We start from the raw sequence: 25083 nt of genomic DNA, 5'->3' as shown, positions 1-25083 counted from the left end.
TCCGCGTGAGCGGAACCTGCGCCCCCGCCCTGGCTTCCCAGCCGGGGCGGGGGTTCGTCGTGTCACGGAGGGCTCGGCGCCGGGTCCGGCCGCGGCCACAAGCACCGGTAGGTGCCCGGATATCGGGCGTCACCTGCCGTTTTTCGACAAACACCGCTCCACGCGGGGACATCCGTTGACGTCATGGGTGTCGCGGTGTGATGGTACGGCGGCTTGGGTCATGGACATGCCTTCTCCTGCCGCGCGCGGGCCCCACCTCGTCGCAGCCGGCCGGACGACCAGGCGCTGCCACGGCCCGGCGCTCCACCAGAACCTCCGTCGGTAGCACTCCCTACCCCCTCAAGGAGTCATGGTGTTTCGAAGATTCGCGGTGGCCGGGGTATCCCTCGCCGCCACCATCGGAGCGGCCGCACTGGCCGTGGCCCCCACGGCCGCGGCGACCCCCCGGACCCACCCGCCCCACTCCGCGATATCCACCGCTCAGGCCGCACACAGCGCTCCCGGCGCCGCGGCCAACGGCCCCGTCGCCGACCGCACTTCGGCCGCCGATGCCCCGGACATCGATGTGGCCAAGGTCCAGGAACATCTCACCGAGCTGAACGCCATCGCCACCCGCAACGGCGGCAACCGCAAGTCCAGCGGACAGGGCTACCGGGACTCCGTCGCCTACGTCAAGAACAAGCTCCAGGCGGCCGGCTACACCGTCACCGAACAGCCCTGCACCTCCGGCTGCGCCGGCGGAGCCGGACCCAACCTGATCGCCGAATGGCCGCAGGGCGACGCCACCAAGGTGTATATGTTCGGCTCCCACCTCGACAGCGTCGGCGCCGGACCGGGCATCAACGACAACGGCTCCGGCTCGGCCGCGCTGCTGGAGACCGCACTGGCCCTCGCGGAACAGCACCCGGCCATGGCCGCCCGGGTCCGCTTCGGCTGGTGGACCGACGAGGAACAGGGCCTCAACGGCTCCGACTTCTACGTCGGTTCGCTCTCCTCTGCCGAGCGGTCAAAGATCAAGGCGTACTACAACTTCGACATGATCGCCTCGACCAACGGCGGCTACTTCATCAACCACGTCAACTCCACCGCCGCCCAGCCGATGAAGGCGTACTGGGACTCCCTCAACCTCCAGCCCGAGGAGAACACCGAGGGCGCCGGCCGCTCCGACGACTACTCCTTCGAGCAGGCCGGCATCCCGACCTCCGGATACGCGATGGGGGCCAGCGCCAGGAAGACCTCGGCCCAGGCGGCCAAGTGGGGCGGCACCGCCAGCCGTGCCTACGACCCCTGCTACCACCAGTCCTGCGACACCACCGGCAACATCAACGCCACGGGACTGAACCGCAGCGCCGACGGCATCGCCTACACCCTGTGGAAGCTCGCCGTCACCAACTCCACCCCGGCGAACGACTTCTCCCTGGCCACCAGCCCGGCCACCGGCAGCGTCGACCCGGGCGGCTCGGCCACCAGCACCGTCTCCACGGCCACCACCAGCGGATCCGCCCAGTCGGTGCAGCTGTCGGCCACCGGCGCTCCGGCCGGAGTGACCGTCTCCTTCAGCCCCGCCTCGGTGACCTCCGGCGGCAGCTCGGCCATGACCGTCGCCACGACCTCGGCCACCGCACCCGGCACCTACCCCCTCACGATCACCGGTACCGGGTCCGTCACCCACACCACGACCTACACCCTGACCGTCCGGGGAACCGGCGGCTGCACCGCCCAACAGCTCCTCACCAACGGCGGATTCGAGAGCGGCACCACCCCCTGGACGGGTGACACCGGGACGATCGGCGCCCACGCCGGCCAGTCCGCCCACGGCGGCAGCAGATTCGCCTGGCTCGGCGGCTACGGCTCCTCGGCCACCGATACCCTCAACCAGTCGGTGACCGTGCCCGCCGGATGCGCCAAGGCCACCTTGAGCTACTGGCTGCACATCGACACCGATGAGACCGACCGCGTCGCCTACGACGCCTTCAAGGTCAAGGTGGGCAGCACCACCCTGACGACCCTCTCCAACACCGACGCCGCCAGTGGCTACACCCAGCGCACCCTGGACCTGAGCCGCTACGTCGGACAACGCATCACGCTCACCTTCACCGCCACCGAAGACGCCAGTCTCCAGAGCAGCTTCGTCATCGACGACGTGACGCTCCAGACCGGCTGATCCCGGCTGACCCTGACTGAACCCGGCCGATCCCGGCTGCCCCGACGGCACCGGAGGGGCGAGGGCAAGGGTGCCTCGTCCCTTCGATGCCGGAGGCGTCAGACCGTCGTGCCGCCGCCCGTCGGATAGCACGCCGCGCTGTAGTGGCCCCGGTCGCCGGTGGGTGTCCAGCCGCCGGTGCCATGGTCCGGGTCGGCGAGGGCGAAGCCGTTCTCGTGCAGTTGCTCGCCGAGCGGGACGGCGGGGAAGCCGCTGCCGTCGGGGGTGTCCTCGACGGGCCACAGGGTGACGAGCAGGGCCTCGGTGTCGCCGGTCTCGGGCTCGCGGTCGAGGCTGGCGATTTCGAGGTGCCAGCGACCGTTCCGGACGAAGGCCTCCGCGCGGAACACCGCTCGTACCGTCCGGGCGTTCTGATGGGTCTCGGTCATGCGAGAGGAACTCCTGTCATGAGGCAGGGGAGTGGTCGGTGTGCTGTGCGGCTTCCGATGGGCATGCGGTGACGCGGTGACGTGCGGGGGAGAGAGGCACCGCCCGCGCGGCGTGGCCTGGGGTGGCGCGGTCAGATGTCGCGCCACCGGGCCATGGCGAACGAGAAGAGCCCGAACAGGGCGAGGCCCGCGGCGATCGCGGCGAGCAGCCAGGGCCCGGCCGAGGTCTCCGCGAAGGAGCGGAGGGTGTCGTCCATACCCTTGGCCCGGTCGGGGTCGTAGGCCACCGCGGCCTTCACGACGAACACCCCGGCGGCCGCGAACACCCCACCACGGGCGAGCCCGCCGGATATGCCGAGCACATCGACCCCACGCCGTAGCCGTGGCGACATTCCACTCCGGTCGAGATGTTTGTGGAACGAGCGGAGGAGCGCGCGCACCGCGATCCAGGCCCCGGCGAGGGCTATGCCCACGCCCGCGGCGGCCACCAGCCAGGGGCCACCGGGCAGGCCCAGCGCCTGGGCCGTGGCATCCCGGGACTGCTGGTCGCTCGACCCGCTGCCGCTGCCCTTCTCACCTGCCGCGAAGGACACGACGGAGAGCGACACCACGGCGTAGAACACGAAGCGGGCGAACGACAGCAGTCGGGTACCGGCCTTGTGCCCCTCGGGCCCGGCCGCGCCGAAGCCCGCCTCGGACAGGCGCCACAGCGCCATCCCCGCCAGGCCCAGCCCGAGCGCCCAGATCATCACGTTGCCGAATGGCCGAGCGGCGAGCTCTGCCAGCGCCCCGCCCCGATCGGCCTGCTCCCCGGAGCCACCGAACGCGATCCGCAGGGCCAGCGCCCCCACAAGGAGGTAGATCACGCCCCGTGCCACGAAACCACCACGTGCCGCGACGCGCACCGCGGAGCTGCGGGCCGCGCGGTGGGCCGTACCTCGTCCGATGTGGGGTACCGCGGTGGTGGGGTGCATATGTGTCCTCCAGAGGCTTGACCCAGCCGTCGGGTGCACTCCGTTTGCCCCTGGCCGCAGAACGGAAACCACCGGGCCCGCCGGCCGCAGTAGGTCCGCGTACGCCGGCTGCAGCTGGTCCGCGCACGCTGACCGAAGCCGGTCCGCGTATGCCGGCCGCAGCTGGTCCGCGCACGCCGACCGAAGCCGGTCCGCGTACGCCGGCCGCAGTCGGTCCGCGTACGCCGTCGTCGTCCCGCTCTGCCTGAGGGCGCGCCCGGCGCGGGCCGCGTCACGGGGCGTCCGTGCCGGGCGTCGTCCACGGGGTGGGCAGGGCGGTGGCGGGGGTGGTGTGCTCGGGGAGACCGGCGAGGGCTTCGACACGGGCGGGGCGGTACGGGGTGGGGCCGCTCCACTCCAGCAGCAACACGGTTGCGTCATCCTCGAGTCGCCCGTCGTGGTAGGCGAGATGACGCCGGATCAGCCGACGCAGCGTCTCGGGTACGGGCAGTCCGTCGGCATGGTGCTGGATGAGGAAGTCGGCGAAGCTGTCCAGGCCGAATTCTTCTCCCTTGTGATCACGTGCCTCGGTGATGCCGTCGGTATAGAGCAACAGCCGGTCGCCGGGCTCCAGTTGGTCCCGGCAGAGTGTGGGCGGTACGCCAAGGTCGGTGCCCATGGGAGGGGCGGGCGAGCAGGACAGCGTCATGGCCGTACGCCCCTTGCGGATGATGACCGGCGATGGGTGTCCGAGGCTGGTCCAGGTCAGCGCTCCGGTGCCGGCGTTCAGCTCGGCGAGGATGCCGGTGGCGAAGCGGTTCGAGCCGAACTGCGCCACGAGGGACCGTTCCACCGCCTCGGCGATCTCCAGGAGGCCGCAGTCCTGCCGGCGGTGATTACGGCTGGCGGCCAGCGCGAGATTCGCGGTCAGCCCGGCGGCCGTGTCGTGGCCCATGGCGTCGAAGAGTGCCAGGTGGACGGTCTCCTCGGCGATGGCGTAGTCGAAGACATCGCCGCTGACCTCATAGGCGGGTTCCATCACCGCGCTGATCAGCACCCGGTCGGTGGCGAAGGTCCGGGGCGGCATGACGCGCCACTCCATCTCCGCGGCCACATTCATCCTGCGGCGCCGTACCAGCCGGGCGTAGGTATCGCTCCCCCCTCGCTTGCTGACCATCATCAAGGCGACCAGCCCGCCGAGATTGCGCAGTTCCTGGGCCGCTTGGGCGTCCATCTCCGAGTCCGGGGCGGCGGTGGCGCGCAGCACCCCCAGCCGTTCGGTGCCGTCGAGCATCGGCACCCACCACTGGCCCGTCTCGGCGCTGCTGCCCGCGACGATGGCCCCGGTCTGGAACGCCCGGCCGGCGAGCGTGCCCTCCACCCGCACCACATCCGCCGCCGACTCCGTCTCCCTTCCGGAACCGGACGCCTGCCCGCCGAGCCGTCCGGCCCGTGGGCTGTCCCTCTCACGGCATCCTCGGCTGTTCCTGCGGCCAGTGGCGGTGCCTGTGCTGTCGATGGTGGCACCTGTACGGAGCTCGCCGAAGCGACGCCGCGGTACGGCACCGAAGCGACACCTCCGGGTCGCGGACGGTGGGCGCTGCGTGACCGGAAGCGATGCGTCGCTCGATCACGACCACGACCACGACCACGACCAAGGCCAACGCCAAGGGCAAGGCCACGATCACGACCAAGACCACGCCCCCGGACCGGGCTACGGGGCCACGATGCCGTCGCCCGGCAACAGCTCTGCGGTCGCCGCAGTCAGAGGTGAGCCATGAGGCGGGCAGTTCGCTCCCTCCCTCTCCCTCCTAAAGCGCCAGCCTGGCAACCGTTCCGATTTCCAGCGCCACATAGAGGGCACCGTCCGGCCCGAAGGCCAGGCCATGCGGTTCGGACGAGGCGATCGGAAGGTCGTACTCCTCGATGTGGCCGTCAGGGGTGATGGAACCGATGCGGTTGGCTCCCCATTCGGTGAACCAGCAGTCACCGGCCGGTCCGGCGACGATCGCATGGGGCCGGGACGCGGGGTCCGCGAGAGGGAACTCGTCTATCCGGCCGTCGGTGGTGATCCGGCCTATCCGGCCGGCGCCTATCTCCACGAACCAGAGTGCGCCGTCCGAGCCGCAGGTGATGCCGACCGGCGCGGCGTTCTCGGTGGGGAGGGAGTGGAGGGTGATGTCCCCGTCGAAGCTGATGCGACCGATCGCATGCGCTTGATTGAGGGTGAACCACAGGGCGTCGTCGGGCCCGGTGGTGAGGGCTGAGGGGAACACGCCGTTGAGCGGCAGCGGAAATTCCGTCACCCGGCCGTCCGTGGTGATCCGGCCGATCCGGTCGCCGTGCAGCTGGGTGAACCACAGCGCTCCATCGGGAGCGGACGTTATGCCGAAGGGACCACCGCCCGGAGTGGGGAGGGGGAACGAGCTCACCTCGCCAGCCACGGTGATCCGTCCGATCCGATGGTCCCGGCTTCGGGTGAACCACAACGCGCCGTCGGGGCCTGGGGTGATGACGGACGGCCCGCAGGAAGCGGAGTCGAGTGCGTAGTGGTCGAGTCGGCCGTCCGGGGTCAGGCGGGCGATCTGCCCCGCGTGGACCAAGGTGCACCACAGTGCGCCATCCGGCCCGGTGGTGAGGGCGTACGGGCCCGCGTCCGCGTCGGAGACGGGGATCTGCTGGAACGAGGCGGTACGTCGGGTCATCGGTGGTGCTGGTCCTTTCAGCGGGGTGCGGGGCCGTGGTCGGGGGTGAGGGAGCGGGCGTACGTGCGGGAGCGGCAGTGCCGAAGCAGGGCCGACCGGAGTCACTACTGCTACATCAGTTGCATTAAGAATGCTGTCACGGCGCCGCCGCAGAAGCAACAAGAATTTTTGGCGAGGTCCCGTCGCGGGGCACCAGCGAGCGGTGCAGCTGGAGGGCGGACTCCCTCCGGAGATCGCCAACGACCAGCGCAACACGGTCAGTTGGCTGCCCGCAGATGGCTTCCCGCCGAGGGAACGGCGCCCGCCGCCCCCACTCACCGGAATTCTGAGTCGCCACCGCCCACCCGGCTCAACCCACCGGAACGAGTGGACATGCATGTGTCAGCGTCGGGTAGGGGAGCGTGCGACGGGGGCTCAGCAACAAGGCGGGAGCCAGAGCATGAGGACCAACAGCACCATGGCGGCCGGAACGGAGCCGGAGACCACGTCGAAGGTGTGTGCCGTTCCGGCTCCGGCGGTGCTGCCGCGCATCGAGGCGCCGCAGCGCGTCGCCCCGGCCGACGCACGGGAGTTGTCCAAGCTCTTCCTCGCGCGGCTGGAAACGGTGGAGGAGGGCACACCCGAGTACCAGTACGTGCGGAACACCCTCATCGAGATGAACCTCTCCCTGGTGCGCTATGTCGCCCGCCGTTTCTCCAGCCGCAGGGAATCCATGGAGGATGTCCTCCAGGTCGGGACGATCGGTCTGATCAAGGCGATCGACCGCTACGACCCCTCCCGTGACGTGGAGTTCACCACGCTGGCCGTCCCCTACATCCAGGGTGAGATCAAGCGGTTCTTCCGCGACACCACCTGGTCGGTGCGGGTGCCGCGTCGCCTCCAGGAGCTTCGGATCGATCTCGCCCGGGCCCGGGAGGAGCTGGAGGGGGAGGGCAGTCACGAGCCGTCCGCCGCGGAGCTCGCCGAACACCTCGGTATGCCCGAGAACGAGGTGCAGGAAGGTCTGGTGGCCTGCAACGGCTATGACAGTGACTCCATCGACCGGCCCATCCAGGCCGGCGGTGGCGGCAAGCAGCAGACCGGTCTCGTCGCCGACCTCATCGGCGCAGAGGACCCCGCCCTCGGCCTCGCCGAGGACATCCAGGCGCTCAAGCCGCACCTGGCCAAGCTCGACGACCGCGACCGCACCCTCCTCCAGCTGCGCTTCGGGGCGGAGATGACGCAGGCTGAGATCGGCGAGGAGCTCGGCCTCTCCCAGATGCATGTCTCGCGCCTGCTGACCCGCGCCTGCACCACCCTGCGCGAGGGATTGCTCGCCGAGGGATGAAGTGCCGGCCGTGACGGTGGCTCAGAGGCGTGACGGGGACGTGGCCGGCGGTCAGGGCCGGCGCCGACCGGGTGCGGCCCCAGGCCGCGCCGCGCCGGGCCCGCCCGTGATCAGCCGGCCTGGCCGCTGTCCTTCAAGCTGCCCCAGCCGTGCCACCGCTCGACCTCGATCCAGGCTCTGACCCGACCGCGGTCCCGCTGCGGGTACGGCTTGCCGAGGTACTGCTGTGCCAGTCGGTCGATATCGGCGAGCGTGTCGTCCGCGCGGATGTCGGCGACGTGGCCGATGAGTCGGGACGTTCGACATGATCGACATCAACGACTGTACGCAGCCCGCCCCGCACCTTCCTGCTGACCGGGGCGACGGGGCGATCGGACCGACCATGCGCGACCGACGCGACGGGGGATCGGATCGACCATGGGCGACCGGCGCGACGGGGCGACCGTGGCCCGGCGCCCCCGCCCCCACCCTCGCGTCCTACTCGGCAGCCACCGGCCGGGAGGAGCACCGTTCGACCGGCTCGTCGACGGCATCCGATACCACCACCGGTCCCACCGGGGCGACGGCCGGCTTCCGGAGCAGCAGCATCGCTGCGTCGTCGTGGAGCTCTCCGCCCACATGCGTGAGCAGATCCTCATGGAGTGCGGCGAGTGTGTGGGACGGCTCCTCCGAGAGATGCACCGCCAGCCGCTCCGCGAGCGGATAGAACTCCCGCTCGTGGTCGCGGGCCTCGGTCACGCCGTCGGTGTAGAAGAGCAGCTGGTTCCCGTCGGCCAGCGCCACCTCCTGGAGGGCCGGGGTCTCGTCGGCCAGGGCCCGCAGGCCGAGCGGCGGGGTCGGCCGGGCAGGCTCCACGGGCAGTACGCCCGAGTCCTGGACCAGCAGCGGAGCGGCATGCCCGCAGTTGACCAGCTCCATCCGGTCGGCGTCGGGGTAGCCGGCGATCACCGCGGTGACGAAGTCGTCCGGGCCGAGGTTGCGCGCCAGGCTCCGTTCGATGCGGTGGACGACATCGAGGAGATCCGGTTCGTCGTAGGCCGCCTCCCGGAACACCCCCAGGACGAGGGCGGCGACGCCGACCGCCGGCAGTCCTTTGCCGCGGACGTCGCCGACGATGAGCCGGATTCCGAAGGGGGTGGGTACCAGTGCGTACAGGTCCCCGCCGATCCGTGCCTCGGCCGCGGCGGCGCTGTACCGGACCGCCGCCTGGAAGGGCCCCACGGTCGCGGGGACCGGCTTGAGGAAGGCGTGCTGCGCGGCCTCGGCGACCGAGCGGACCGCGGCCAGTACCTGTTCCCGGCGCCTGCGCAGGGCACCGGCCAGACTGCTGGCCAGGGTCACGGCGGACAGGGCGGACAGCACGATCGCCAGCTCACGATCCGGCGTCCCGGCATGGATCCCGATGGCCGCGCCCAGTCCCACTGCCAGCGCACCGATGCGGAGCACTCCCCACGGCCCGCTGGTCGCGGCGGCCAGCGCGGGACCGACGGCGAGCAGCGGCAGCCAGCTCATCCCGGTGCCTCCCGTCAGGGCGAGGAGCGTGACGGCCGCGATGATCAGAACCGGTACTACGGCGGCGAAGTGCCGGCGGACGCCCGCGCCGCCGGACGGTGCCTCGCCCCGCGGCGGGACGGGGCGCCGGGCAACCGCCCGCAGAGCGGAGAACGGATGCGCAAGCTGCCACTGCTGCCGTTGGTTGTGGTGGTGGATTCGGGCTGGGCGCATCCTCGTCCGCGGCTCGCTTCCCTGCTCATGGCACTTACGTGCCTAAATGTCCGTTTCATCTAGGAAACGGGTGCAGAGGGGTGGCCGCAAGGACCGGTATTTCAGATAGTGAGCGACAGTCCCCTGGTCACGCGGTCCGCGGTCGGAATCAGCCGGTTCCGGATCTCGTCGATGTGGGCGACCCGGTCGGCCCGGAGGGACACACCGAGGGAGCCAAGAGTCTCGCCGCTGTACACCGGTACCGCGACACAGAGCGTCCCCAGGGCGTACTCCTCCATGTCCGTCACCGCCGGCGTCAGGGATGTCGTGCCGAGCCGCCGGAGGAGTTCGGCGCGGCCGGTGATGGTGCGCGGCGTGAGATCGGCGAGCGGATGCCGTGCCAGGTAGTCGTCGCGGGCCTCGTCGTCCAGCTCGCGCAGTACACACTTGCCCAGCGCCGTGGCGTGCCCGGCGTCCTCGAAGCCGACCCAGAGGTCCACCCGCGGCGCCCGGGGACCGTCGACGATCTCGGCGACCCGGATCTCGCCGTCCTCGTAGAAGGTCAGGTAGGCGGCGGCCGAGAGCTCGTCCCGCAGCGCCGCGAGCGCGGGGCGGACCCGGCTCAGCAGCGCCTGGCCCCGTCCGCCGGCGTGCAGCGTGGTCAGCTTCTCGCCCAGGACGAAGCCGCCGTCGTCCAGCTTCCGGATGTATCCGTCGTGCGCCAGCGTGCGCAGCAGGTGGTAAGCGGTGGCCAGGGGCAGCTCCGTCTCCCGTGCCAGCTGCTTCGCCGGCGCACCGCCCTCGTGTGCGCCGACCGCCTCCATCAGCCGGAAGGCTCGCTGGACGGAGGTGATGAGGGTGGGGCCCTCGCCGTTGCCCATACGTTCAGCCTGCCCCTGGCGCCCCACCCGGGCAAGGGTCGCCCCGCCGGAGTTCACCCTCGCTTGCGGACGGTATGCGCCGCGGCACACACGGCAGGCAAGGCGTTCGCGGGCAAGGTGATCCAGAATGCTGCGGGGCGGCGATCAGATCTCGTCCCAGGGGGCGGCCCCGTACAGCCTCCGCACCGTGCGCACCAGCTCCGTATCCGCCGGATACGGGGTGTCGTCGATCGCCGAGACGGCGGCCACTCCTAGGGAGTTGCAGACGAACGCCCCGTCGAAGGATGCCAAGTCGCTTGTGTGGACCGGCCGTTGTGTCCAGGGGAACCCGGCCCGGTCCAGTTCCTGTCGGAGTGCCAGCATGGTGGTGCCCTGGAGGGCGGGCGCGTCGGGCCAGACGACCGTGGCGCCCTCGATGAAGCCGATGTTGGTGATCGCGCCCTCGGCCACCGCGCCGTCCGGCGCCACAAGGAGCGCCTCGTCGTACCCCTCCTGCCGCACCCGGTCCCGGTGGTACCGCTGCCCGAAGCCGCCGAGATGCTTGAGGTGGGCCGCGGGCCGCTGGTACTGCACACTGCGCAGCCGCTGTGCGGTCTCGGGCTCGGGGACCGGGGGACGGACGGTCACCACCGTGACCGGTCCGTCGCCGGGCTCGGGATGGTAGACGTACACACGGACGGCTGCGTCGTGGCTCCGGTCCCGCAGGGCATGGCGGATCCTGCCGCGGACCAGCTCGCCGTCCAGCTCCACACCGAAGAGCTCACGGCTTGCCGCGTCCAGCCGCCGCAGATGGAGATCCAGCCCGCGGACCCGGCCTCCCCGGACCTGCATGGCCGTGAAATGCCCCTGGCCGCTCAGCATCTCGAACAGCAGGGGATCGGCCTCGGTGGCACGGCCGTTGATCTCTATGTGGGTCGTCGACGAGTCGGTCATGATCGGCATCCTAGGGGTGCCCGCCCGTCCGCGGCTGGGGCGCAGCACGGGCCCCGCCGGGAGCGGTGTTGCCCTGGCCCCGATGCGCCACCCCTCGGTGCCGCTCGTCCACAGCGACAGAACGCACATTCGATTACGGGCGTACCCTTGCGGCATGGCCACGCACCTTCAGGGCTCGCTCTTCGATCAGACCGACGAGGTCCGGCTCGGTCCGCTGCGCGGGATGCGCCGCTCCGGGCTCGGTGACGGTGCCTGGATCGATCTGCTGCCCGGGTGGCTGAGCGGGGCCGACGCCCTGTTCGGGCAGCTCGCCGCGGAGGTGCCCTGGCAGGCCGAGCGCCGGCGGATGTATGAGCAGGTGGTGGACGTACCGCGACTGCTCGCCTTCTACCAGGCCGACGACGCCCTGCCGCACCCCGTCCTGAACGAGGCGAGGGACGCCCTCTCCGCCCACTACGCCACCGAGCTCGGCGAACCGTTCACCACGGCCGGCCTCTGCTACTACCGGGACGGCCACGACAGTGTGGCCTGGCACGGCGACCGGATCGGCCGCGGCAGACGGGCGGACACAATGGTCGCGATCCTGTCCGTAGGTGCGCCGCGCGATCTGCTGTTGCGCCCGCGGCGCGGCGGCGGCTCGATACGGCATCCGCTCGGGCACGGCGATCTGCTCGTGATGGGCGGCTCCTGCCAGCGGACCTGGGAGCATGCGATACCCAAGACCGCCCGGGCGGCCGGGCCGCGGATCAGCATCCAGTTCCGGCCGCACGGCGTGCACTGAACTCCGGGGCGGTGTTCCCGTGTGACGGCAGAGGGCCCCCGAGCCGGTGATCGGCTCGGGGGCCCGGGAACTGCTGGGGGCGCCGTGATCAGTGTCTGTGGCACACGAGGTGGCCGCGGTGCCAGGTCCGCGTCCAGTGGCCCGGGTGGCGGTGGCCGTGCCGGTCCCGCCATGCCGGGTGCCAGACCCGGACCCAGTGGCCGCGGACCATATGGCACCGTCCCCGGTCGACATGCTTCGTGGCGGAGTGGTCGCCGTGGTGCGACGGCGTGGCCGAGGCGACCCCCACCGAGGAGAAGGCCGCGCCTCCGGCGAGGGCCACGGTGGCGGCGCCGAGAGCGAGGGCGCGCTTGAACCCGTCAATCATTGCGGATCATGCCTTTCTGCATTGCCGTGATGTTGGCTGCCCCGCCGTTGGCCGGGCAGGATGACCATGCACCTGTGGCGCTCACTCCATCCCGCCAATACCCATGGTTTTACGCAATGCAGACAGAAGCCGGAGAAAAGCAGAAATCCTATGAATGCGGTCGGTGGGTGGGAAACCGCAGGAGGGGGGCCGAGCCCGAAAATCTCAACCGGGGCGTGACGGGAATTCTGTGCGCCCACGGGCCGGCCCGCCTCAATCCGGCGCGTTCTCCTCCAGCAGCGCCGCAATGGCGGCGTGCCCCGTCTCCCGGTGGTACTCGGCCGCGTGCGTTCCGTCCGGCGCGCGGACAATGAGCTCGACCAGTTCGGTGCCCTCGGGGCGGGGGCTGCGGCGGACCTCGCACCGGCTGTCCGGGGACGCGCCCGCTTTCCGGCGCAGCTCGCTTTCGACGTCCTTGCCGCTCTCATCACGGGCCATGTGCCACGCCGTGCGGCCCTGCGCATCGGCGAGCTGCGGGCTGGCGCCATGGCGCAGCAGAGTCCGTACGACCGCGATCGATCCCCGCTCGGCCGCCACCATCAACGGGGTCCGGTCGCCGTGGCCCGCGTCCGGATCGGCCTGCCCGTCCAGTAGGAGCTGAGCGGTGCCGTGGTGGCCGTTGGCCGCCGCCCACATCAAGGGGGTGTGGGAAGTGCCGTCATCCTCCCGGAGGTTGGGATCGGCGCCGTGGGCGAGCAGCGCGCGCACCACCTCCTCGTGGCCCCAGCAGGCGGCCGCGCACAGCGGCAGTCCCTCGCTTCCCGGCTCCCCCCTGCTCTCCGTGTCGGGGGTGGCTCCGGCTTCGAGCAGGAGTCGTGCGAGCTCCGCCTGTCCCGCCACCGCGGCCAGGTACAACGGCGTCTCCCCGTCGGCGTCCGGCGCGGACGGGGAGGCCCCCTGCCGCAGGAGCGCCGCCACCGTGCCGGCCTGGTTCTCGTAGATGGCGGAGATGAGTTGTGAGGTCAACGCCTCGGCCATGCAGGGTCCTTTCTCGGGGGAGCCGGTTCGGCGCAGCGTATGACGTCCCGCCGCGGGCCGCCGCGGCCGTGGCGCACCTGGCGACGGCGGGGCGGGATGGGGCGGGGCGTGCCGGGTGGGACGGGGCGCGGCGTGCCCTGGGTTCAGCTCCCGTTCGGGAAGATCCGGTCCAGGTGATGACGGAGAATCCCCGCGGCCGCCTCCGGGGTGCGCTGGCCGACCAGGACGCTGGTGCCGAGGCCGGCCGACAGGGCGAGCAGGCTGATCGCCTCGGTGCGTACCTCCAGGCCGGGCGGGGTGAGACCGGCCTCGCGCGCCCGTTCCAGCTGGTCGGCCAGTGCGTCCTCGGCGGCATTGGGGCCGTCGATGAACGGCTGCGCGGCCAGCGTCTCGTCCGTCACCGCCAGCACGGCGTAGGCGGTGTGGACGAGGTGAAAGGCCCGGCTCTCCTCGTCGGTGGGGAGGGCTTCGAGGAGTACGGCCTCGATCACCGCCCGCGGCCCCGGCGCTTCCCCGGCGGCCCGGACCCGGTCGGCGATACGGCGGCTGAGTCCGGTGGTCAGCCACTGGAGGCCGTGCAGCAGCAGCCTCTCCTTGGTCTCGAAGTAGTACTGCACCAGCCGCAGGGACACCCCCGCCTCAGCGGCCACATCGCGCATCCCGACGGCGTGCAGGCCCCGCCGCCCGGCCACTCGGACCAGCGCCTCGGTGATCTGCGCGCGTCGCTCCTCGTGGTCCACCCGCTTCGGCATCAGCCCCTGCCCTCCGCTTCGTTGGTTCCGTCCGGCCGCTCGGACCGCTTCATGATACCGCTGTATCACTTTGATGGTACGGTGGTACCACTAAACCTGATGTCCGGAGGGGGCCTGCCATGCCTGAAACCAAGACGCGCGACCGTGATCCCGCGGTCGGCCGCTATGTGAACGAGGCCCTGCGGGACCGGTACTTCGCCGCCTGTGACGCGGTCTATGCGCTGGGACCGGCCCCACAGGGGGAGTTGGTGATAGCGACCCGCTTCGGGTCCACGCACGTCTACCGGTACGGGCCGTCCGACCCCGATGCCGCCGCCCGCACCCCCGTGGTGCTGGTGCACGGTGCCGGGGGCAACTCGTCGATGTGGTATCCGAACGTCGCCGCGCTGAGCGCGGAGCGCCCCGTTTACGCGGTCGACACCGTCGGCGACCCGGGCCGCAGCGTGCAGAGCGAACCCATCCATCAGCCCGAACGCGCCGCCCAGTGGCTGGACGAGACGCTCGACGGCCTCGGACTCGACCAAGTCCACCTCATCGGGTCCTCCTACGGCGGATGGCTCGCACTGAACCAGGCGCTGCACCGCCCCGGCCGACTCGCCTCCGCGACCCTGCTGGACCCGGGCGGCCTGGAGAAGGTGGGCGTCCGGTTCTTCGGCTGGGTGTTCCTCAGCCTGATGGCCACCTTCGCGCCGAAGGCAATGCGTCCGCGCCTCGCCGCCTGGCTCGAACAGCCGGTCCTGGTGGTGCCGGAACTACGGACCATGGTGCGGCTGGGTGTCCGCGCCTACCGCATCCGCCGCCCCGCTCCGCTGCCCCTCACCGAGGCCGAACTGCGCAGCATCCGCACCCCGTTGTATGTACTGCTGGGCAAGCGGAGTCTGATGGTGCACCCGGAACGGCAGCGGGAACGCGTCCCGCGTCTGGTACCCGGCGCCCGCGTCGAGATCATCGCCGACACCGGCCACGGACCGCAGATCGACCATGCGGAACGGGTCAACAGCCGCATGCTGGCTTTTATGGACGACATCAACTGAGGGGAATCTCAGGGCGGGTGGCGGGTGGCGGGTGGCGGGTGGCGGGTGGCGGGTGATCCGGGGGCCGGGGGCGGAGCGCCGCGCCGTCCGCCCCGTCAACCCCCTGTCACCGCCCCGCCAACTGCTCCACGGCCGCCAGGACCCGGCCGGCCCCGTCCTCGGTGCCGATCAGCGCCGAGACCTGCCGGGCGCGATGACGGTAGCGGGGGTCGTACACGGCCTTCCGTAGCGCCTCCGCCAGGTTCTCCGTGGACAGCCGCCGGAACGGCAGCTTTCCGGGGCTGACCCTGAGCGCCGTGAGACGCGACGCCCAGAAGGGCTGGTCCAGCATCATCGGCACCGGGACCGCCGGCACCCCCGCGCGCAGGCCGGCCGCCGTGGTGCCGGCCCCCGCGTGATGGACGACGGCCGCCATCTGCGGGAACAGCCAGGAGTGCGGCACCTCGCCCACGGTCAGCACATCGTCCCCGGTCACCGACAGCCCGGCCCAGCTCGCCTGGACGACACCGCGCACCCCGGCGAGCTTCAGGGCCCGGGCCACGAGTCGTCCCAGGCGCTCCGGATCACTGGGCTGCATACTGCCGAATCCCACATACACCGGCGGCGGGCCGGCGGACAGAAAGTCCGCGAGCCGGGGCTGCGGCGTCCAGTCGGGGCTCTCCGACGGCCACCAGTAGCCCGCCACCTCCATCCCCCGCCGCCAGTCGGCGGGCCGGGGGACCACCACCGGGCTGAAGCCGTGCTGGACGGGCCAGGTGGCCCGGCGCCGTTCGAGGGCGGCCGGCGGCACGCCCAGCCGGCGCTCCAGATGGCGCACGCCCGGGGCGAAGGCCCGGTTCAGCAGGGACTCGGCGCACCGTGCCGCGGCCCGGTTGGCGAACGGTCCCATCGACGGCATGCCGAAGATGACCGGCGGGAACTCGCGGGTGGGCGCGAGGGGTTGCAGGAAGACACCGAGGCTGGGCAGCCCCAGGCCCTCCGCCGCTACGAGGCCCAGGGGCGCCAAAGCACTGGACAGCAACACGACTTCGGCTCCGGCCGCACATGCCTCCGTCACCGCGTCGGCCATCTCCGGCGCCAGTTCCCGTGCCAGCTTTATCTGTTCGACCTTGGTGAGACCGGCCCCCGAGCCGCCCTTACCCGGTCCGGTTCCCTCCTGGGGATCCGCTCCGGAGGTGGCGTACCGGTCGAGTGGAAGCGGGCGGAAACCGAGGCCGCTGCGGCGGACCGCCTCGGCCGAGCGCGCATGGGTGGCCATCACCACCCGGTGTCCGGCTTGCCGCAGCCGGGCACCGAGGCCGGTGTAGGGAGCCACGTCGCCGTGCGACCCCGCGGTAGCGATGAGGATGTGCATAGTCGGCAGTGTTCCGTTCCCTGAGTTCCGGCGATTCCGACCACGTATTGCTTCACCCGGGTGGGCTATCCGCCGCAGCCCCGTGGAGCCGAAAACGCTTGTCTTCCTGCACGGTTGTGCAGGGCGCCCGCCATCAGTCCCGGCGGGCGATCACCCGGTAGGCGTTGGAGAGACGGGTGCGCCGGGTGAGCGGCGCGAGCAGGATGTCGATTCCGAAGAGGACGAGGAGTGCGGGTGCGGCGGCCAGCAGGGAGAGCCTGCGGACCCAGCGGCTGACCGGGCCGGGTCTCCTGGGCAGCCACGGCAGATCTTCGCCCGGCAGCAGGCAGTTGAGTACGTTCACGGCCGCGGAGGTCAGATCGGTCGGGATGTGCGGCTCCCGCCGGTTGGTGGCCACCACGGTGAAGCCCTGCTCGGTCAGTGCGGCGCAGAGGTTGTCCAGCGGGATGAGGTGCAGATGCTGTGGCTGTAGCCAGGGACCCCACCAGCGGCCGAGTATCCGGGCGGCGGTGGACTGGGGGTCGGGTACCTCGATCAGGAGATGCCCGCCGCGCCGCAGCGCTGTATGCGCGGCGGCCAGTTCCTGCCGTGGCGCCAGGGTGTGTTCCAGGTAGTGGTACATGCTCACCACGTCGTACTGCGAGGTGAGTTGGCCCGCCAGACCGGCGAAGGAGCCTCGGTAGGCGCGGCTGATCCGGCCGTTGCGTACGCCGATCTCGACGCCTTCGCCCCAGTCGAGTCCGTGGAATTCGGTACGCGGGTGGATGCGCCGGGCCTCGGCGCAGAAGTGGCCGTGGCCGGTCCCCACGTCCAGCCAGCGTGCGGGCCGGCTGAACGGGAGCAGTGCCCGCGCGCGGGCCCGGTAGAGCTTGACCGCGAGGGGCGAGGCGGCCATCCGCGCCATCGTTGCCTCGCCCAGGCCGTCGTAGCAGTCGCGGTAGTAGAAATCCAGCCCGTCCGCGCTGAGCCGGGGGTTCTGGAATACGTGCCCGCAGTTGCGGCACTGGTCGAGTACGAAGTTCCCTGGTTTGCGCTGGGGATGGTTGGTGGTGCGCAGTCGGCGGCGCAGGCGGGCGGAGGTGCACCAGGGGCAGGTGGCGCGCTCCGGATCGAAGAACCGGTCCAGCCCGTGCGCCAGCTCGTCTTGGTAGAGGGGTCTGTGGGCGGCGATCTGCTCGCTTCGCTTATTCCTCACGGGGAGCCCCTTTCAGCTGTAGTCCTGGTGGCGTGGGCGTGGCTTTCGGTGTGGACGGTGGACGCGATACGCGAGGTTGGCCTTCCGCGGCCGTACGGCCGGCAGACCGAGCCGGACCGGCGGGCCGGGACGGGCGGTCGGCTGACGGTGTGTCACCCCGAGTGCGCACCGCGGCGGGAGCGCCGGGCGGGGCAGCTGCGGCCGCCGGCCGGGGCACCGTCCGGCGCTCACGAGGCCGCTGCCGTACGGGTACGAGCCCGGGCACGTGGTGTGGAGAACCGGCGCACACAGGGGCGCTCCACCCCCGCGTACAGCAGCCACGAGGCCAGCAGGACGAAGGGGAGGCCGACCAGCACCACACCGAGATTGCTCCAGCCGTGGCCCCGCAGCCCCAGGTACAGCAGCCCCAGCACCGTGAAGTGCACGAGATACATGGCGTAGGAGAGCTCACCGAGGAACACACAGGGCCGGGTGCGCAGCAGCGAGGGCCGGTCGCGCAGATCCAGCTCCGCGGTCGCGTACACCAGCACGACGAGCGGCGCCACGGTCGAGGCCGCGTACAGGAAGCGCTGCGGCAGGAACGCGGGGTTCATGATGACCGCGCTGATGACACCCAGCGCGGCCGGCAGCACGCCTATCCGCGGAAGCCGGAGATCCGACGAGGCAATCCGCGCCGCCATCATCCCGAGCAGGAACTCGGGCAGCCGGGCGACCGGCAGCATGTACAGGAACCAGTACTCGGGAAACGAGGAGCCATCAGGGTTGACCACGAGCGCACAGAACAACGGCAATGACCAGACGACCGCGATCGCCGTGGCCGCGCCGATCAGCAGTCCACGGGGCGACAGCCGCTTGATCCTGGGCAGCAGTACGGGAAAGAGAAAGTAGAAGAACATTTCGGCGGCGAGGGACCAGGAAACAGGGTTGCCCGCGGAGACGAAAAGGTGGCTGGGGACCCAGGTGTGCACCAGGAAGAGGCTGGCCAGAGCGGCCCCTATCCCGGAGCCCGTGGTGACGGCCGCCGTACCGGCACAGGCCAGCGCGATGACCACCACACCCCAGGTGAGCAGGTGATTGGGAAAAATTTTGGCGGCCCGCCGCCGCCAGAACGCGCGAGCGGTGTCGTCCGGGCGGGCGGAGTGCGTCAGCACATAGCCGCTGAGAATGAAGAAGAGCGATACCGAGCTTCCGCCCAGCCATACTTCGGGCCCGAGGGTCTCGGCGAGATGCGGATCAATCATCAGCCTGCTGTGCGTATAGAGGACCCCGACCGCGGCGGCGAAGCGCAGACCGGTCAGCGAAGGCAACCGCTTGGGGATGGCGGACGGCCTGTCCGCGGCCTGCGGTGCCTCCTCCCCTTGCTCACCACGGGGGCTTCCCGCTCTGGCGGTTGACTCGGAGGACGGACCGGAATGAGGGTGCACGAGGGCCTCCTGCGGGGGAACGCCCGGGCCCGTGGCACCACTCATTGACGTATGGCTGCGCCGGTGGGTCGCCCGGGATCGGATGGAAGGACTGGTCCTTGCCCCGTGCGGAGGAATGGGCGGCCCGTCGCGCGGATAGCACGATTGACCCACCACGGCACGCCCCGTGCATAGGGTGAGTGACCCGATTTCACTCGTACGGTCCAGCATTTGGTGACGGCGCCGGGCCGCCGCCGTACAGGTGATTCCTGCGGTCCTGTGGCCGGGCGGGTGTGGGGCGCGGCGGGGCCAGGAAGAGATACGTCCGCGCCGCGATGTCCCGCCCCCGGGCCACAGACGGTGCCGACGGCCCCTCGAGGGTGGGGCAGGAAACGACGCGACCGCATCCGGGCCCGACCCCTGGCCCGGTCCGACCCCCACCAGAGGTTCCGAGTTGAAGCACACCCGCGTACCGACGCCCCGCACCGTCCTCACCGGTGCCGCTCTGGTGGTGGCCCTGACCGCCGCCACACTCACCCTGAAGACCGCCGAGGCGGCCCCCGCCAAGGCACCCGACCCGCCGACGGCCAGCGCCGCCGGACAGCGCGCCAAGGGCATCAGCTCCACCCTCGGTTCCGACGGCGCGGGCGCCTACTACGACGCCAAGAACCGCCGACTCATCGTCAATGTCACCACCGAGGCCGCCGCCGCCAAGGCAAGGGCGGCCGGTGCCGAAGCCAGGGTCGTCAAGCACTCGCTCGCCTCGCTGGACGCCGCCCGCGCGACCCTCAAGAAGCAGGCCACCATCCCCGGCACCTCCTGGGGGATGGACCCCAGGATCAACAAGGTGGTCATCAGCGCCGACCGCACGGTCCGGGGCGACAAGCTGACGCGGCTGAAGCGGGTCGCCGCCGCGCTCGGTGACCGGGCCGTCCTCAGACGGTCCACCGGCACCCTCCGGCCGCTGATCGCCGGCGGCGACGCCATCTGGGGGACCCAGGCGCGCTGCTCGCTCGGCTTCAACGTCACCAGGGGCGGGCAGCCGTACTTCCTGACGGCGGGGCACTGCACCAACGCCGTACGGAGCTGGTCGGCGACACAGGGCGGCGAGGAGATCGCGGTGACGGAGGCCGGCACCTTCCCCGGCGACGACTACGGGATCGTGAAGTACACCGACGACGACATCGTGCACCCCGGCCAGGTGGATCTCTACAACGACAGCATGCAGCCCATCACCCGGGCCGGCGATCCGATCGTGGGCCAGAAGGTGCAGCGCAGCGGCGGCTCCACACATGTGCATGACGGTGACGTCATCGCGCTCGAAGTGACCGCCAACTACCAGGAGGGCGCGGTCGACGGTCTGATCCAGGCGAGCATCTGCGCGGAGGCCGGGGACAGCGGCGGCTCGCTCTTCGACGGTGACACCGCGCTCGGTCTCACCTCGGGCGGCAGGGGCGACTGCACGGCCGGTGGGGTGACCTACTACCAGCCCGTGCGCGAGGCCCTCGAAAAGACCGGAGCGCAGCTCGGCTGACCCGGCCGGAACGCACGACGAAGGCCGGGGACCGCGCGCCCTGCGGTCCCCGGCGGGCCCGTGACCAGGCCACCTGTCGGGACGTCAGCCGGCAGGTGAAAGAGTGTCCCGTTGAGCGACGACGGGGCCCGGTGACGGGCCGGGGGCGAACGAGGCGGGGCAGCCATGAAGGCACAGGGGCGGGAGAACGACGGCCGGGGGCAGGGGGGCCACGTCCTGCCGGATGACACGGTCCCGCTGCGGCCACGCCTGGGGGACCACCACGCGACCACGCCTCGCGAGGCGTACGGCGGCGGGGCAGCGAACCCGGCGGGTGAGCAGCAGGCTCCGTTCCCGTCCCCGGCCGGTGAGCCGATACCCGAGCCGAAGCGGTCGGGGGGCGGCGCCTCGGGCCTGCTGAAGTCCAGCGCCCTCATGGCGGCGGGCACCTTCGTCTCCCGCATCACCGGATTTCTCCGCACGCTCGTCATGGCCGCGGCGATCGGAGTCGGCACCCTCAACGACTCCTACCAGGTCGCCAATGTCCTGCCCACGATGATCTACATTCTGGTCGGCGGCGGTGCGCTGAACGCCGTCTTCGTGCCGCAACTCGTACGCGCCATGAAGCAGGACGACGACGGCGGCGAGGCGTACGCCAACCGTCTGATCACCCTGGTCATGGTGGTGCTGGGGAGTGTCACGGTCCTCTGTGTGCTGGCGGCGCCGCTGCTGGTGCACATGATGTCGCCGGATATCGCCGCCGACCCGCGCCGGATGGCGGTCACGGTGGCCTTCGCCCGGTACTGCCTGCCCACCATGTTCTTCATGGGCGCGCATGTGGTGCTCGGACAGATCCTCAACGCCCGGGGCCGGTTCGGCGCGATGATGTGGACCCCGGTGCTCAACAACATCCTGATCATCGCCACCTTCGGCGGCTTCATCTGGGCCTTCGGCGGCTTCACCGACTCCCGCGTCAGCCCCGCCACCATCACCCCCGAAGGGGTGCGGCTCCTGGGCCTCGGCACCCTCCTGGGCCTCGCCGTACAAGCGCTGGCGATGCTGCCGTATCTGAGCGACGCCCGGTTCAGGCTCCGCCCGCGCTTCGACTTCCGCGGTCATGGCCTGGGCAGGGCCATGGGCCTGGCCAAATGGACGCTGCTCTTCGTCCTCGTCAACCAGGCCGGCCTGATCGTCGTCACACAACTTGCCACCAAGGCCGGCTCCCTCGCCGAACGGGCCGGGCACACCGGCTCCGGTATCACCGCCTACAACTACGCCCAGCTGCTGTGGCAGATGCCGCAGGCCATCATCACCGTGTCGGTGATGACCGCGGTGCTGCCCCGGATGTCCCGTGCGGTCCAGGACGGGGAGGTGTCCGCGATCCGCGAGGACATCTCCTACGGCCTGCGGACCTCCGCCGTCGCCATCGTGCCCTGCGCGTTCGCCTTCCTGGCGCTGGGTGTGCCGATGGCCACGCTGCTCTACGCCGGCTCCGACGCCGAGGGCGCCCGTGGCATCGGCTATGTCCTCATGTCCTTCGGCCCGGGGCTCATTCCCTACTCGGTGCAGTACGTCGTGCTGCGCGGCTTCTACGCCTACGAGGACACCAAAACCCCGTTCTACAACACCGTCATCGTCGCCACGGTGAACGCCGCCGCGTCCGGGGCCTGCTTCGTCCTTCTCCCGCCGCGCTGGGCCGTCGCCGGAATGGCCGCCTCCTACGGTCTGGCCTACGCGGTCGGGGTCGGCACCGCCTGGCGCCGGCTGCGCAAGCGGCTGGGCGGCGATCTGGACGGCTCACGCGTCCTGCGTACCTATGCCCGGCTGAGCGCCGCGGCGATTCCCGCGGCGCTCGCCGGCGGCGGTGTGGCCTACGCGCTCACCCTGGCCGTCGGCAGTGGCGCCCTGGGCTCACTCGTGACGCTGCTGGCCGGCGGGTGTGTCCTGCTCGGTGTCTTCGTGCTGCTCGCGCACTGGATGCGGGTGGCGGAGCTCAGCGCCATGGTCGGCATGGTCCGGGGACGCCTCGGGCGCTGAACCGGGGCCGGAGGGGCGGCCGACGGGCCTTGGCCGTCAGTCGGCGAAGCGGCGGACGTAGCGCTTCTGCCAGGGGGTTTCGACGGCCCGGGGATTGTAGTTCCGGCGTACAAAATCCACTGCCTCGTCGGCCGGTACGCCGTCCAGCACCGCGATACAGGCCAGCGCGGTGCCGGTCCGGCCCCGGCCGCCGGCGCAGGCGATCTCGACGCGCTCGGTCCCGGCACGCGTCCAGGCCGTACGGAGCACCGCTCGGGTCTCGGTGTGACTGCTGGGCAGCCGGAAGTCGGGCCAGCGCAGCCACTGGAATTCCCAGGGGACTTCGGGTGGCTGCTTGCCCAGGAGATAGACGGCGAAGTCGGGTGTCGGGCCCTCCGGCAGCGGTCGGCTGAGGCCCCGGCCCCGGATCAGACGACCGGAAGGAAGCCTCAGGACCCCGGCGTCGGCAGCGTTCCAGGTAGCGGTCATCCGCACACCGTATCGCTGGAGCCGATCAAGGACGGGGCATTCGGCGGCAGTTGGTGCCGTTCGCCGGTGAGGGCAGTCGGCGGCCGGGTGCGCGCTCGGCGTAACAGGACCGGAGCGAGCCGGGCGGCAGCGCCGGTGTTTTGCGGTGCCTCCGAAGCGCGCTCTGCCATTCGAGTGAGGGGGCGTCAAGGCGCTTGCTCGTGTGCTCACCCCAATGGATAACTGTTCACATTCCAATCCGGTGGGCTGCCCATTCCTCTCGGGGGAGTGGCAACTGGCCTGCCCTTATGCCCCATTGAGAGTGCGGGCGGCGATGCGGCCCTGGCATCCGCGGCAGCGCACTCCCACGCTTGAGGAAGTGCCTTCACCACTCGGTGCGCCTTCACGGGGACCGGCTGGTGCGGTAGCTCACGTCACCTCTTTCTGGGGGCGTCATGCGAACTGTCCGCACGTTGCGATCCCTCCTCGGGGTCTGTGCGCTGACCCTGGGACTGACCGTGGCGATGGCCGCGGCTCCGACCAAGGCACACGCTCAGATTCCGGTCCTGTGCAGCGAGACCTCGCTGGTGAATGCGATCAATACGGCCAATGCGGCCGGCGGGGACACCCTGACCCTCATTCCGTTCTGCACCTACCAGCTCACCAGTGCTCACGGCAGTTCGCCCCACGGTCCGGTGGGGCTGCCACCGATCACCACCCCGATCACCATGGTGGGGCTGGGATCCACCATCACCCGCGCCGCGAACGCGCCGGCCTTCCGGATCATGCAGGTGGAGGGCGCCGCGAACGTGCCCGGCACCCAAGGGCAGTTGAGCGCGGTGGGCCTCACCATCCGTGGCGGCAGCGCGGTGTCCCCGTATCCGGGCGGTGGCCTCTCGAACCTGGGTGGCACCGTCTCGCTGTTCTCCAGTTCCGTCACCGGCAACACCGCCGTCGCCGGGGGCGGGCTCTACAACGACAACGGCAGCATCACGCTCACCACCAGCTCCGTCACCGGTAACCAGGCGACGTCCACCGGGGGCGGCATCTACGTCAACTCCGGTGGTGTGACGCTGCTGGGCACGGGGGTGCGCAACAACACCCCCGACAACTGTGCTCCGTCAGGCAGCGTCGTGGGCTGCACCTGACGGTCCGGCCGAGATCTCGGCCGGCTGCTCCACCAGGCACCAACCGACCGACGACGGCGAACGCGGCCATCGGGCTCGGTTCAGCACTCCCTCTCACACCTCATCGAAGGAGCACCAGCATGCCCATCTCCCCGAATCAGGGATCGACCGCCGGCGGGACCACGGTCACCATCACCGGTACCAACCTCGGCGGCGCCACCGCGGTGAAGTTCGGTACGAAGAACGCCACCATCACCGCCAACACACCTACCTCGGTCACCGTGACCTCGCCGTCCGGTACGGGCACCGTGCCGGTCACGGTCACCACTCCTGGCGGAACCAGCAACCCGCTTCAGTTCTTCTACGTGGGCGCGCCCTTCAAGTCCACGCTGGCGCCGGTGAGCGGCGTCACCGCGGGCGGTAACACCGTCACCATCACCGGGACCGGGCTGAGCACCGCCACCGCGGTCAACTTCGGTGCCAATGCCGCGACCCCGACCGTGGTCAACGACGGCCAGCTGACCGTCACCGTTCCGGCGGGCGCGGCGGCGGGCCCGGTGAGCGTCTCGGTCACCACCGCCGGCGGCACCAACAACGGGTTCTCGTACACCTACATCGACGCGCCCACGGTCACCACCCTGAACCCCACGTCCGGTCCGGCCACCGGTGGCACGGTGGTGACCGTCACCGGCACCAACCTCAGCACCACCACGTCGGTCGACTTCGGAGGCACGCTCGCGCCGTTCTCCGTCCTCAGCGACACCAGCCTCTCGGTCGTCACCCCGCCCGGAACGGCCGGCGCCGTCGACGTCACCGTGACCACCAGCGGTGGCGCCGCCACGCTTGACGACGGCTTCACCTACCTCGCCGGGCCCGGCATCTGACCGGACCCTGAGCCGCCGACGGCCTGGTCCTGCGACCAGGCGGGGGCGGACCACCCGCCCGGACAGGGGACACCGCC

The 25083-nt window shown here is 71.0% G+C and carries 22 protein-coding genes and 1 pseudogene; 8 read left to right on the top strand and 15 right to left on the bottom strand.

The annotated features are described in order from the left end of the window. Positions 1–352 precede the first annotated feature (352 nt). Positions 353–2164, top strand: coding sequence for a M28 family peptidase (locus tag AC3EUV_RS22040; RefSeq protein WP_432142450.1), 1812 nt, complete (start codon positions 353–355; stop codon positions 2162–2164). A 98-nt stretch (positions 2165–2262) separates the two neighbouring features. On the opposite strand, the gene AC3EUV_RS22035 is transcribed toward AC3EUV_RS22040, so the two are convergent. The 4 genes from AC3EUV_RS22035 to AC3EUV_RS22020 form a co-directional block, all read right to left on the bottom strand. Then, positions 2263–2592, bottom strand: coding sequence for a hypothetical protein (locus AC3EUV_RS22035; protein ID WP_435603675.1), 330 nt, complete (start codon positions 2590–2592; stop codon positions 2263–2265). A gap of 131 nt (positions 2593–2723) precedes the next feature. After that, positions 2724–3566: a DUF1206 domain-containing protein gene (locus AC3EUV_RS22030; protein WP_435603674.1), complete on the bottom strand. Its 843-nt coding sequence runs from the start codon at positions 3564–3566 to the stop codon at positions 2724–2726. Positions 3567–3837: 271 nt separating this feature from the next. Next, entirely contained in the window at positions 3838–4926 is a 1089-nt protein-coding gene (locus AC3EUV_RS22025) for a PP2C family protein-serine/threonine phosphatase (protein WP_488187983.1), read from the bottom strand. Between the two features lie 430 nt (positions 4927–5356). Continuing rightward, positions 5357–6250, bottom strand: coding sequence for a Vgb family protein (locus AC3EUV_RS22020; RefSeq protein ID WP_435603672.1), 894 nt, complete (start codon positions 6248–6250; stop codon positions 5357–5359). A gap of 439 nt (positions 6251–6689) precedes the next feature. Here AC3EUV_RS22020 and AC3EUV_RS22015 point away from each other — a divergent pair, with 439 nt between their 5' ends. Further along, the gene (locus AC3EUV_RS22015; RefSeq protein WP_432142359.1) at positions 6690–7577 is read left to right on the top strand and encodes a SigB/SigF/SigG family RNA polymerase sigma factor; all 888 of its coding nucleotides are present in this window, start codon (positions 6690–6692) and stop codon (positions 7575–7577) included. Positions 7578–7687: 110 nt separating this feature from the next. Here the strand turns inward: AC3EUV_RS22015 and AC3EUV_RS22010 are convergent. The 4 genes and pseudogenes from AC3EUV_RS22010 to AC3EUV_RS21995 form a co-directional block, all read right to left on the bottom strand. Further along, positions 7688–7867 (bottom strand): annotated as a pseudogene (locus AC3EUV_RS22010) (PPOX class F420-dependent oxidoreductase); the annotation flags it as partial. 187 nt (positions 7868–8054) lie between these two features. Continuing rightward, positions 8055–9302 carry a SpoIIE family protein phosphatase gene (locus AC3EUV_RS22005; protein ID WP_435603671.1) on the bottom strand — a complete coding sequence of 416 codons (1248 nt, stop codon included), beginning with the start codon at positions 9300–9302 and terminating at the stop codon, positions 8055–8057. Positions 9303–9403: 101 nt separating this feature from the next. Further along, a complete protein-coding gene (locus AC3EUV_RS22000) occupies positions 9404–10162 on the bottom strand; it encodes an IclR family transcriptional regulator (RefSeq protein ID WP_432142357.1) in 759 nt (252 codons plus the stop codon). Positions 10163–10306: 144 nt separating this feature from the next. Beyond that, positions 10307–11095: an aminotransferase class IV gene (locus tag AC3EUV_RS21995; RefSeq protein WP_435603670.1), complete on the bottom strand. Its 789-nt coding sequence runs from the start codon at positions 11093–11095 to the stop codon at positions 10307–10309. Positions 11096–11249: 154 nt separating this feature from the next. On the opposite strand from AC3EUV_RS21995, the gene AC3EUV_RS21990 reads away from it, so the two are divergent. Beyond that, positions 11250–11876 carry an alpha-ketoglutarate-dependent dioxygenase AlkB gene (locus AC3EUV_RS21990; RefSeq protein WP_435603669.1) on the top strand — a complete coding sequence of 209 codons (627 nt, stop codon included), beginning with the start codon at positions 11250–11252 and terminating at the stop codon, positions 11874–11876. Between the two features lie 88 nt (positions 11877–11964). On the opposite strand, the gene AC3EUV_RS21985 is transcribed toward AC3EUV_RS21990, so the two are convergent. From AC3EUV_RS21985 to AC3EUV_RS21975, 3 genes are all read right to left on the bottom strand, one after another. Further along, positions 11965–12243: a hypothetical protein gene (locus tag AC3EUV_RS21985; protein ID WP_387234968.1), complete on the bottom strand. Its 279-nt coding sequence runs from the start codon at positions 12241–12243 to the stop codon at positions 11965–11967. 252 nt (positions 12244–12495) lie between these two features. Beyond that, the gene (locus AC3EUV_RS21980; RefSeq protein WP_435603668.1) at positions 12496–13260 is read right to left on the bottom strand and encodes an ankyrin repeat domain-containing protein; all 765 of its coding nucleotides are present in this window, start codon (positions 13258–13260) and stop codon (positions 12496–12498) included. Between the two features lie 143 nt (positions 13261–13403). Then, complete coding sequence (locus AC3EUV_RS21975; protein WP_432142353.1) at positions 13404–14012, bottom strand: TetR/AcrR family transcriptional regulator; 609 nt, start codon at positions 14010–14012, stop codon at positions 13404–13406. Positions 14013–14131: 119 nt separating this feature from the next. On the opposite strand from AC3EUV_RS21975, the gene AC3EUV_RS21970 reads away from it, so the two are divergent. Next, complete coding sequence (locus AC3EUV_RS21970; RefSeq protein WP_435603667.1) at positions 14132–15046, top strand: alpha/beta fold hydrolase; 915 nt, start codon at positions 14132–14134, stop codon at positions 15044–15046. Positions 15047–15152: 106 nt separating this feature from the next. Here AC3EUV_RS21970 and AC3EUV_RS21965 read toward each other — a convergent pair whose 3' ends face one another. The 3 genes from AC3EUV_RS21965 to AC3EUV_RS21955 all read right to left on the bottom strand — a co-directional run bounded on the left by AC3EUV_RS21965 (position 15153) and on the right by AC3EUV_RS21955 (position 18902). Continuing rightward, complete coding sequence (locus AC3EUV_RS21965; RefSeq protein WP_435603666.1) at positions 15153–16400, bottom strand: glycosyltransferase; 1248 nt, start codon at positions 16398–16400, stop codon at positions 15153–15155. Positions 16401–16533: 133 nt separating this feature from the next. Next, positions 16534–17595 carry a class I SAM-dependent methyltransferase gene (locus AC3EUV_RS21960; RefSeq protein WP_435603665.1) on the bottom strand — a complete coding sequence of 354 codons (1062 nt, stop codon included), beginning with the start codon at positions 17593–17595 and terminating at the stop codon, positions 16534–16536. A 227-nt stretch (positions 17596–17822) separates the two neighbouring features. Further along, positions 17823–18902 (bottom strand): acyltransferase family protein, encoded by a 1080-nt coding sequence (locus AC3EUV_RS21955; RefSeq protein WP_432142349.1) that lies wholly within the window; start codon positions 18900–18902, stop codon positions 17823–17825. A 550-nt stretch (positions 18903–19452) separates the two neighbouring features. Here AC3EUV_RS21955 and AC3EUV_RS21950 point away from each other — a divergent pair. Both AC3EUV_RS21950 and murJ read left to right on the top strand, forming a co-directional pair. Beyond that, entirely contained in the window at positions 19453–20532 is a 1080-nt protein-coding gene (locus tag AC3EUV_RS21950; protein WP_435603664.1) for a S1 family peptidase, read from the top strand. Between the two features lie 165 nt (positions 20533–20697). Further along, positions 20698–22548, top strand: coding sequence for a murein biosynthesis integral membrane protein MurJ (gene murJ, locus AC3EUV_RS21945; RefSeq protein WP_435603663.1), 1851 nt, complete (start codon positions 20698–20700; stop codon positions 22546–22548). 36 nt (positions 22549–22584) lie between these two features. On the opposite strand, the gene AC3EUV_RS21940 is transcribed toward murJ, so the two are convergent. Further along, positions 22585–23016 (bottom strand): protein-tyrosine phosphatase family protein, encoded by a 432-nt coding sequence (locus tag AC3EUV_RS21940; protein WP_435603662.1) that lies wholly within the window; start codon positions 23014–23016, stop codon positions 22585–22587. 434 nt (positions 23017–23450) lie between these two features. Here AC3EUV_RS21940 and AC3EUV_RS21935 point away from each other — a divergent pair, with 434 nt between their 5' ends. Together AC3EUV_RS21935 and AC3EUV_RS21930 are read left to right on the top strand one after the other, a co-directional pair. After that, entirely contained in the window at positions 23451–24143 is a 693-nt protein-coding gene (locus tag AC3EUV_RS21935) for a hypothetical protein (RefSeq protein ID WP_432142345.1), read from the top strand. A gap of 119 nt (positions 24144–24262) precedes the next feature. Then, a complete protein-coding gene (locus AC3EUV_RS21930) occupies positions 24263–25006 on the top strand; it encodes an IPT/TIG domain-containing protein (protein WP_432142344.1) in 744 nt (247 codons plus the stop codon). The last annotated feature ends 77 nt before the right edge of the window (positions 25007–25083 follow it).

The organism is Streptomyces sp. bgisy130 (assembly GCF_057708345.1).
Note: the sequence above shows the minus strand (reverse complement) of the source record. Positions and strands in the feature narration are given on the sequence as shown.

Excerpts from the sequence above, each read along its gene's own strand:
- AC3EUV_RS22000 (WP_432142357.1), bottom strand. The coding sequence starts at position 10,162 with ATGGGCAACGGCGAGGGCCCCACCCTCATCACCTCCGTCCAGCGAGCC.
- AC3EUV_RS21980 (WP_435603668.1), bottom strand. The coding sequence starts at position 13,260 with ATGGCCGAGGCGTTGACCTCACAACTCATCTCCGCCATCTACGAGAAC.
- AC3EUV_RS21985 (WP_387234968.1), bottom strand. The coding sequence starts at position 12,243 with ATGATTGACGGGTTCAAGCGCGCCCTCGCTCTCGGCGCCGCCACCGTG.
- AC3EUV_RS21935 (WP_432142345.1), top strand. The coding sequence starts at position 23,451 with ATGCGAACTGTCCGCACGTTGCGATCCCTCCTCGGGGTCTGTGCGCTG.
- AC3EUV_RS22020 (WP_435603672.1), bottom strand. The coding sequence starts at position 6,250 with ATGACCCGACGTACCGCCTCGTTCCAGCAGATCCCCGTCTCCGACGCG.
- AC3EUV_RS22030 (WP_435603674.1), bottom strand. The coding sequence starts at position 3,566 with ATGCACCCCACCACCGCGGTACCCCACATCGGACGAGGTACGGCCCAC.
- AC3EUV_RS21975 (WP_432142353.1), bottom strand. The coding sequence starts at position 14,012 with ATGCCGAAGCGGGTGGACCACGAGGAGCGACGCGCGCAGATCACCGAG.
- murJ (WP_435603663.1), top strand. The coding sequence starts at position 20,698 with ATGAAGGCACAGGGGCGGGAGAACGACGGCCGGGGGCAGGGGGGCCAC.
- AC3EUV_RS21930 (WP_432142344.1), top strand. The coding sequence starts at position 24,263 with ATGCCCATCTCCCCGAATCAGGGATCGACCGCCGGCGGGACCACGGTC.
- AC3EUV_RS22005 (WP_435603671.1), bottom strand. The coding sequence starts at position 9,302 with ATGCGCCCAGCCCGAATCCACCACCACAACCAACGGCAGCAGTGGCAG.
- AC3EUV_RS22015 (WP_432142359.1), top strand. The coding sequence starts at position 6,690 with ATGAGGACCAACAGCACCATGGCGGCCGGAACGGAGCCGGAGACCACG.
- AC3EUV_RS21970 (WP_435603667.1), top strand. The coding sequence starts at position 14,132 with ATGCCTGAAACCAAGACGCGCGACCGTGATCCCGCGGTCGGCCGCTAT.
- AC3EUV_RS21990 (WP_435603669.1), top strand. The coding sequence starts at position 11,250 with ATGGCCACGCACCTTCAGGGCTCGCTCTTCGATCAGACCGACGAGGTC.
- AC3EUV_RS21965 (WP_435603666.1), bottom strand. The coding sequence starts at position 16,400 with ATGCACATCCTCATCGCTACCGCGGGGTCGCACGGCGACGTGGCTCCC.
- AC3EUV_RS21995 (WP_435603670.1), bottom strand. The coding sequence starts at position 11,095 with ATGACCGACTCGTCGACGACCCACATAGAGATCAACGGCCGTGCCACC.
- AC3EUV_RS22035 (WP_435603675.1), bottom strand. The coding sequence starts at position 2,592 with ATGACCGAGACCCATCAGAACGCCCGGACGGTACGAGCGGTGTTCCGC.
- AC3EUV_RS21940 (WP_435603662.1), bottom strand. The coding sequence starts at position 23,016 with ATGACCGCTACCTGGAACGCTGCCGACGCCGGGGTCCTGAGGCTTCCT.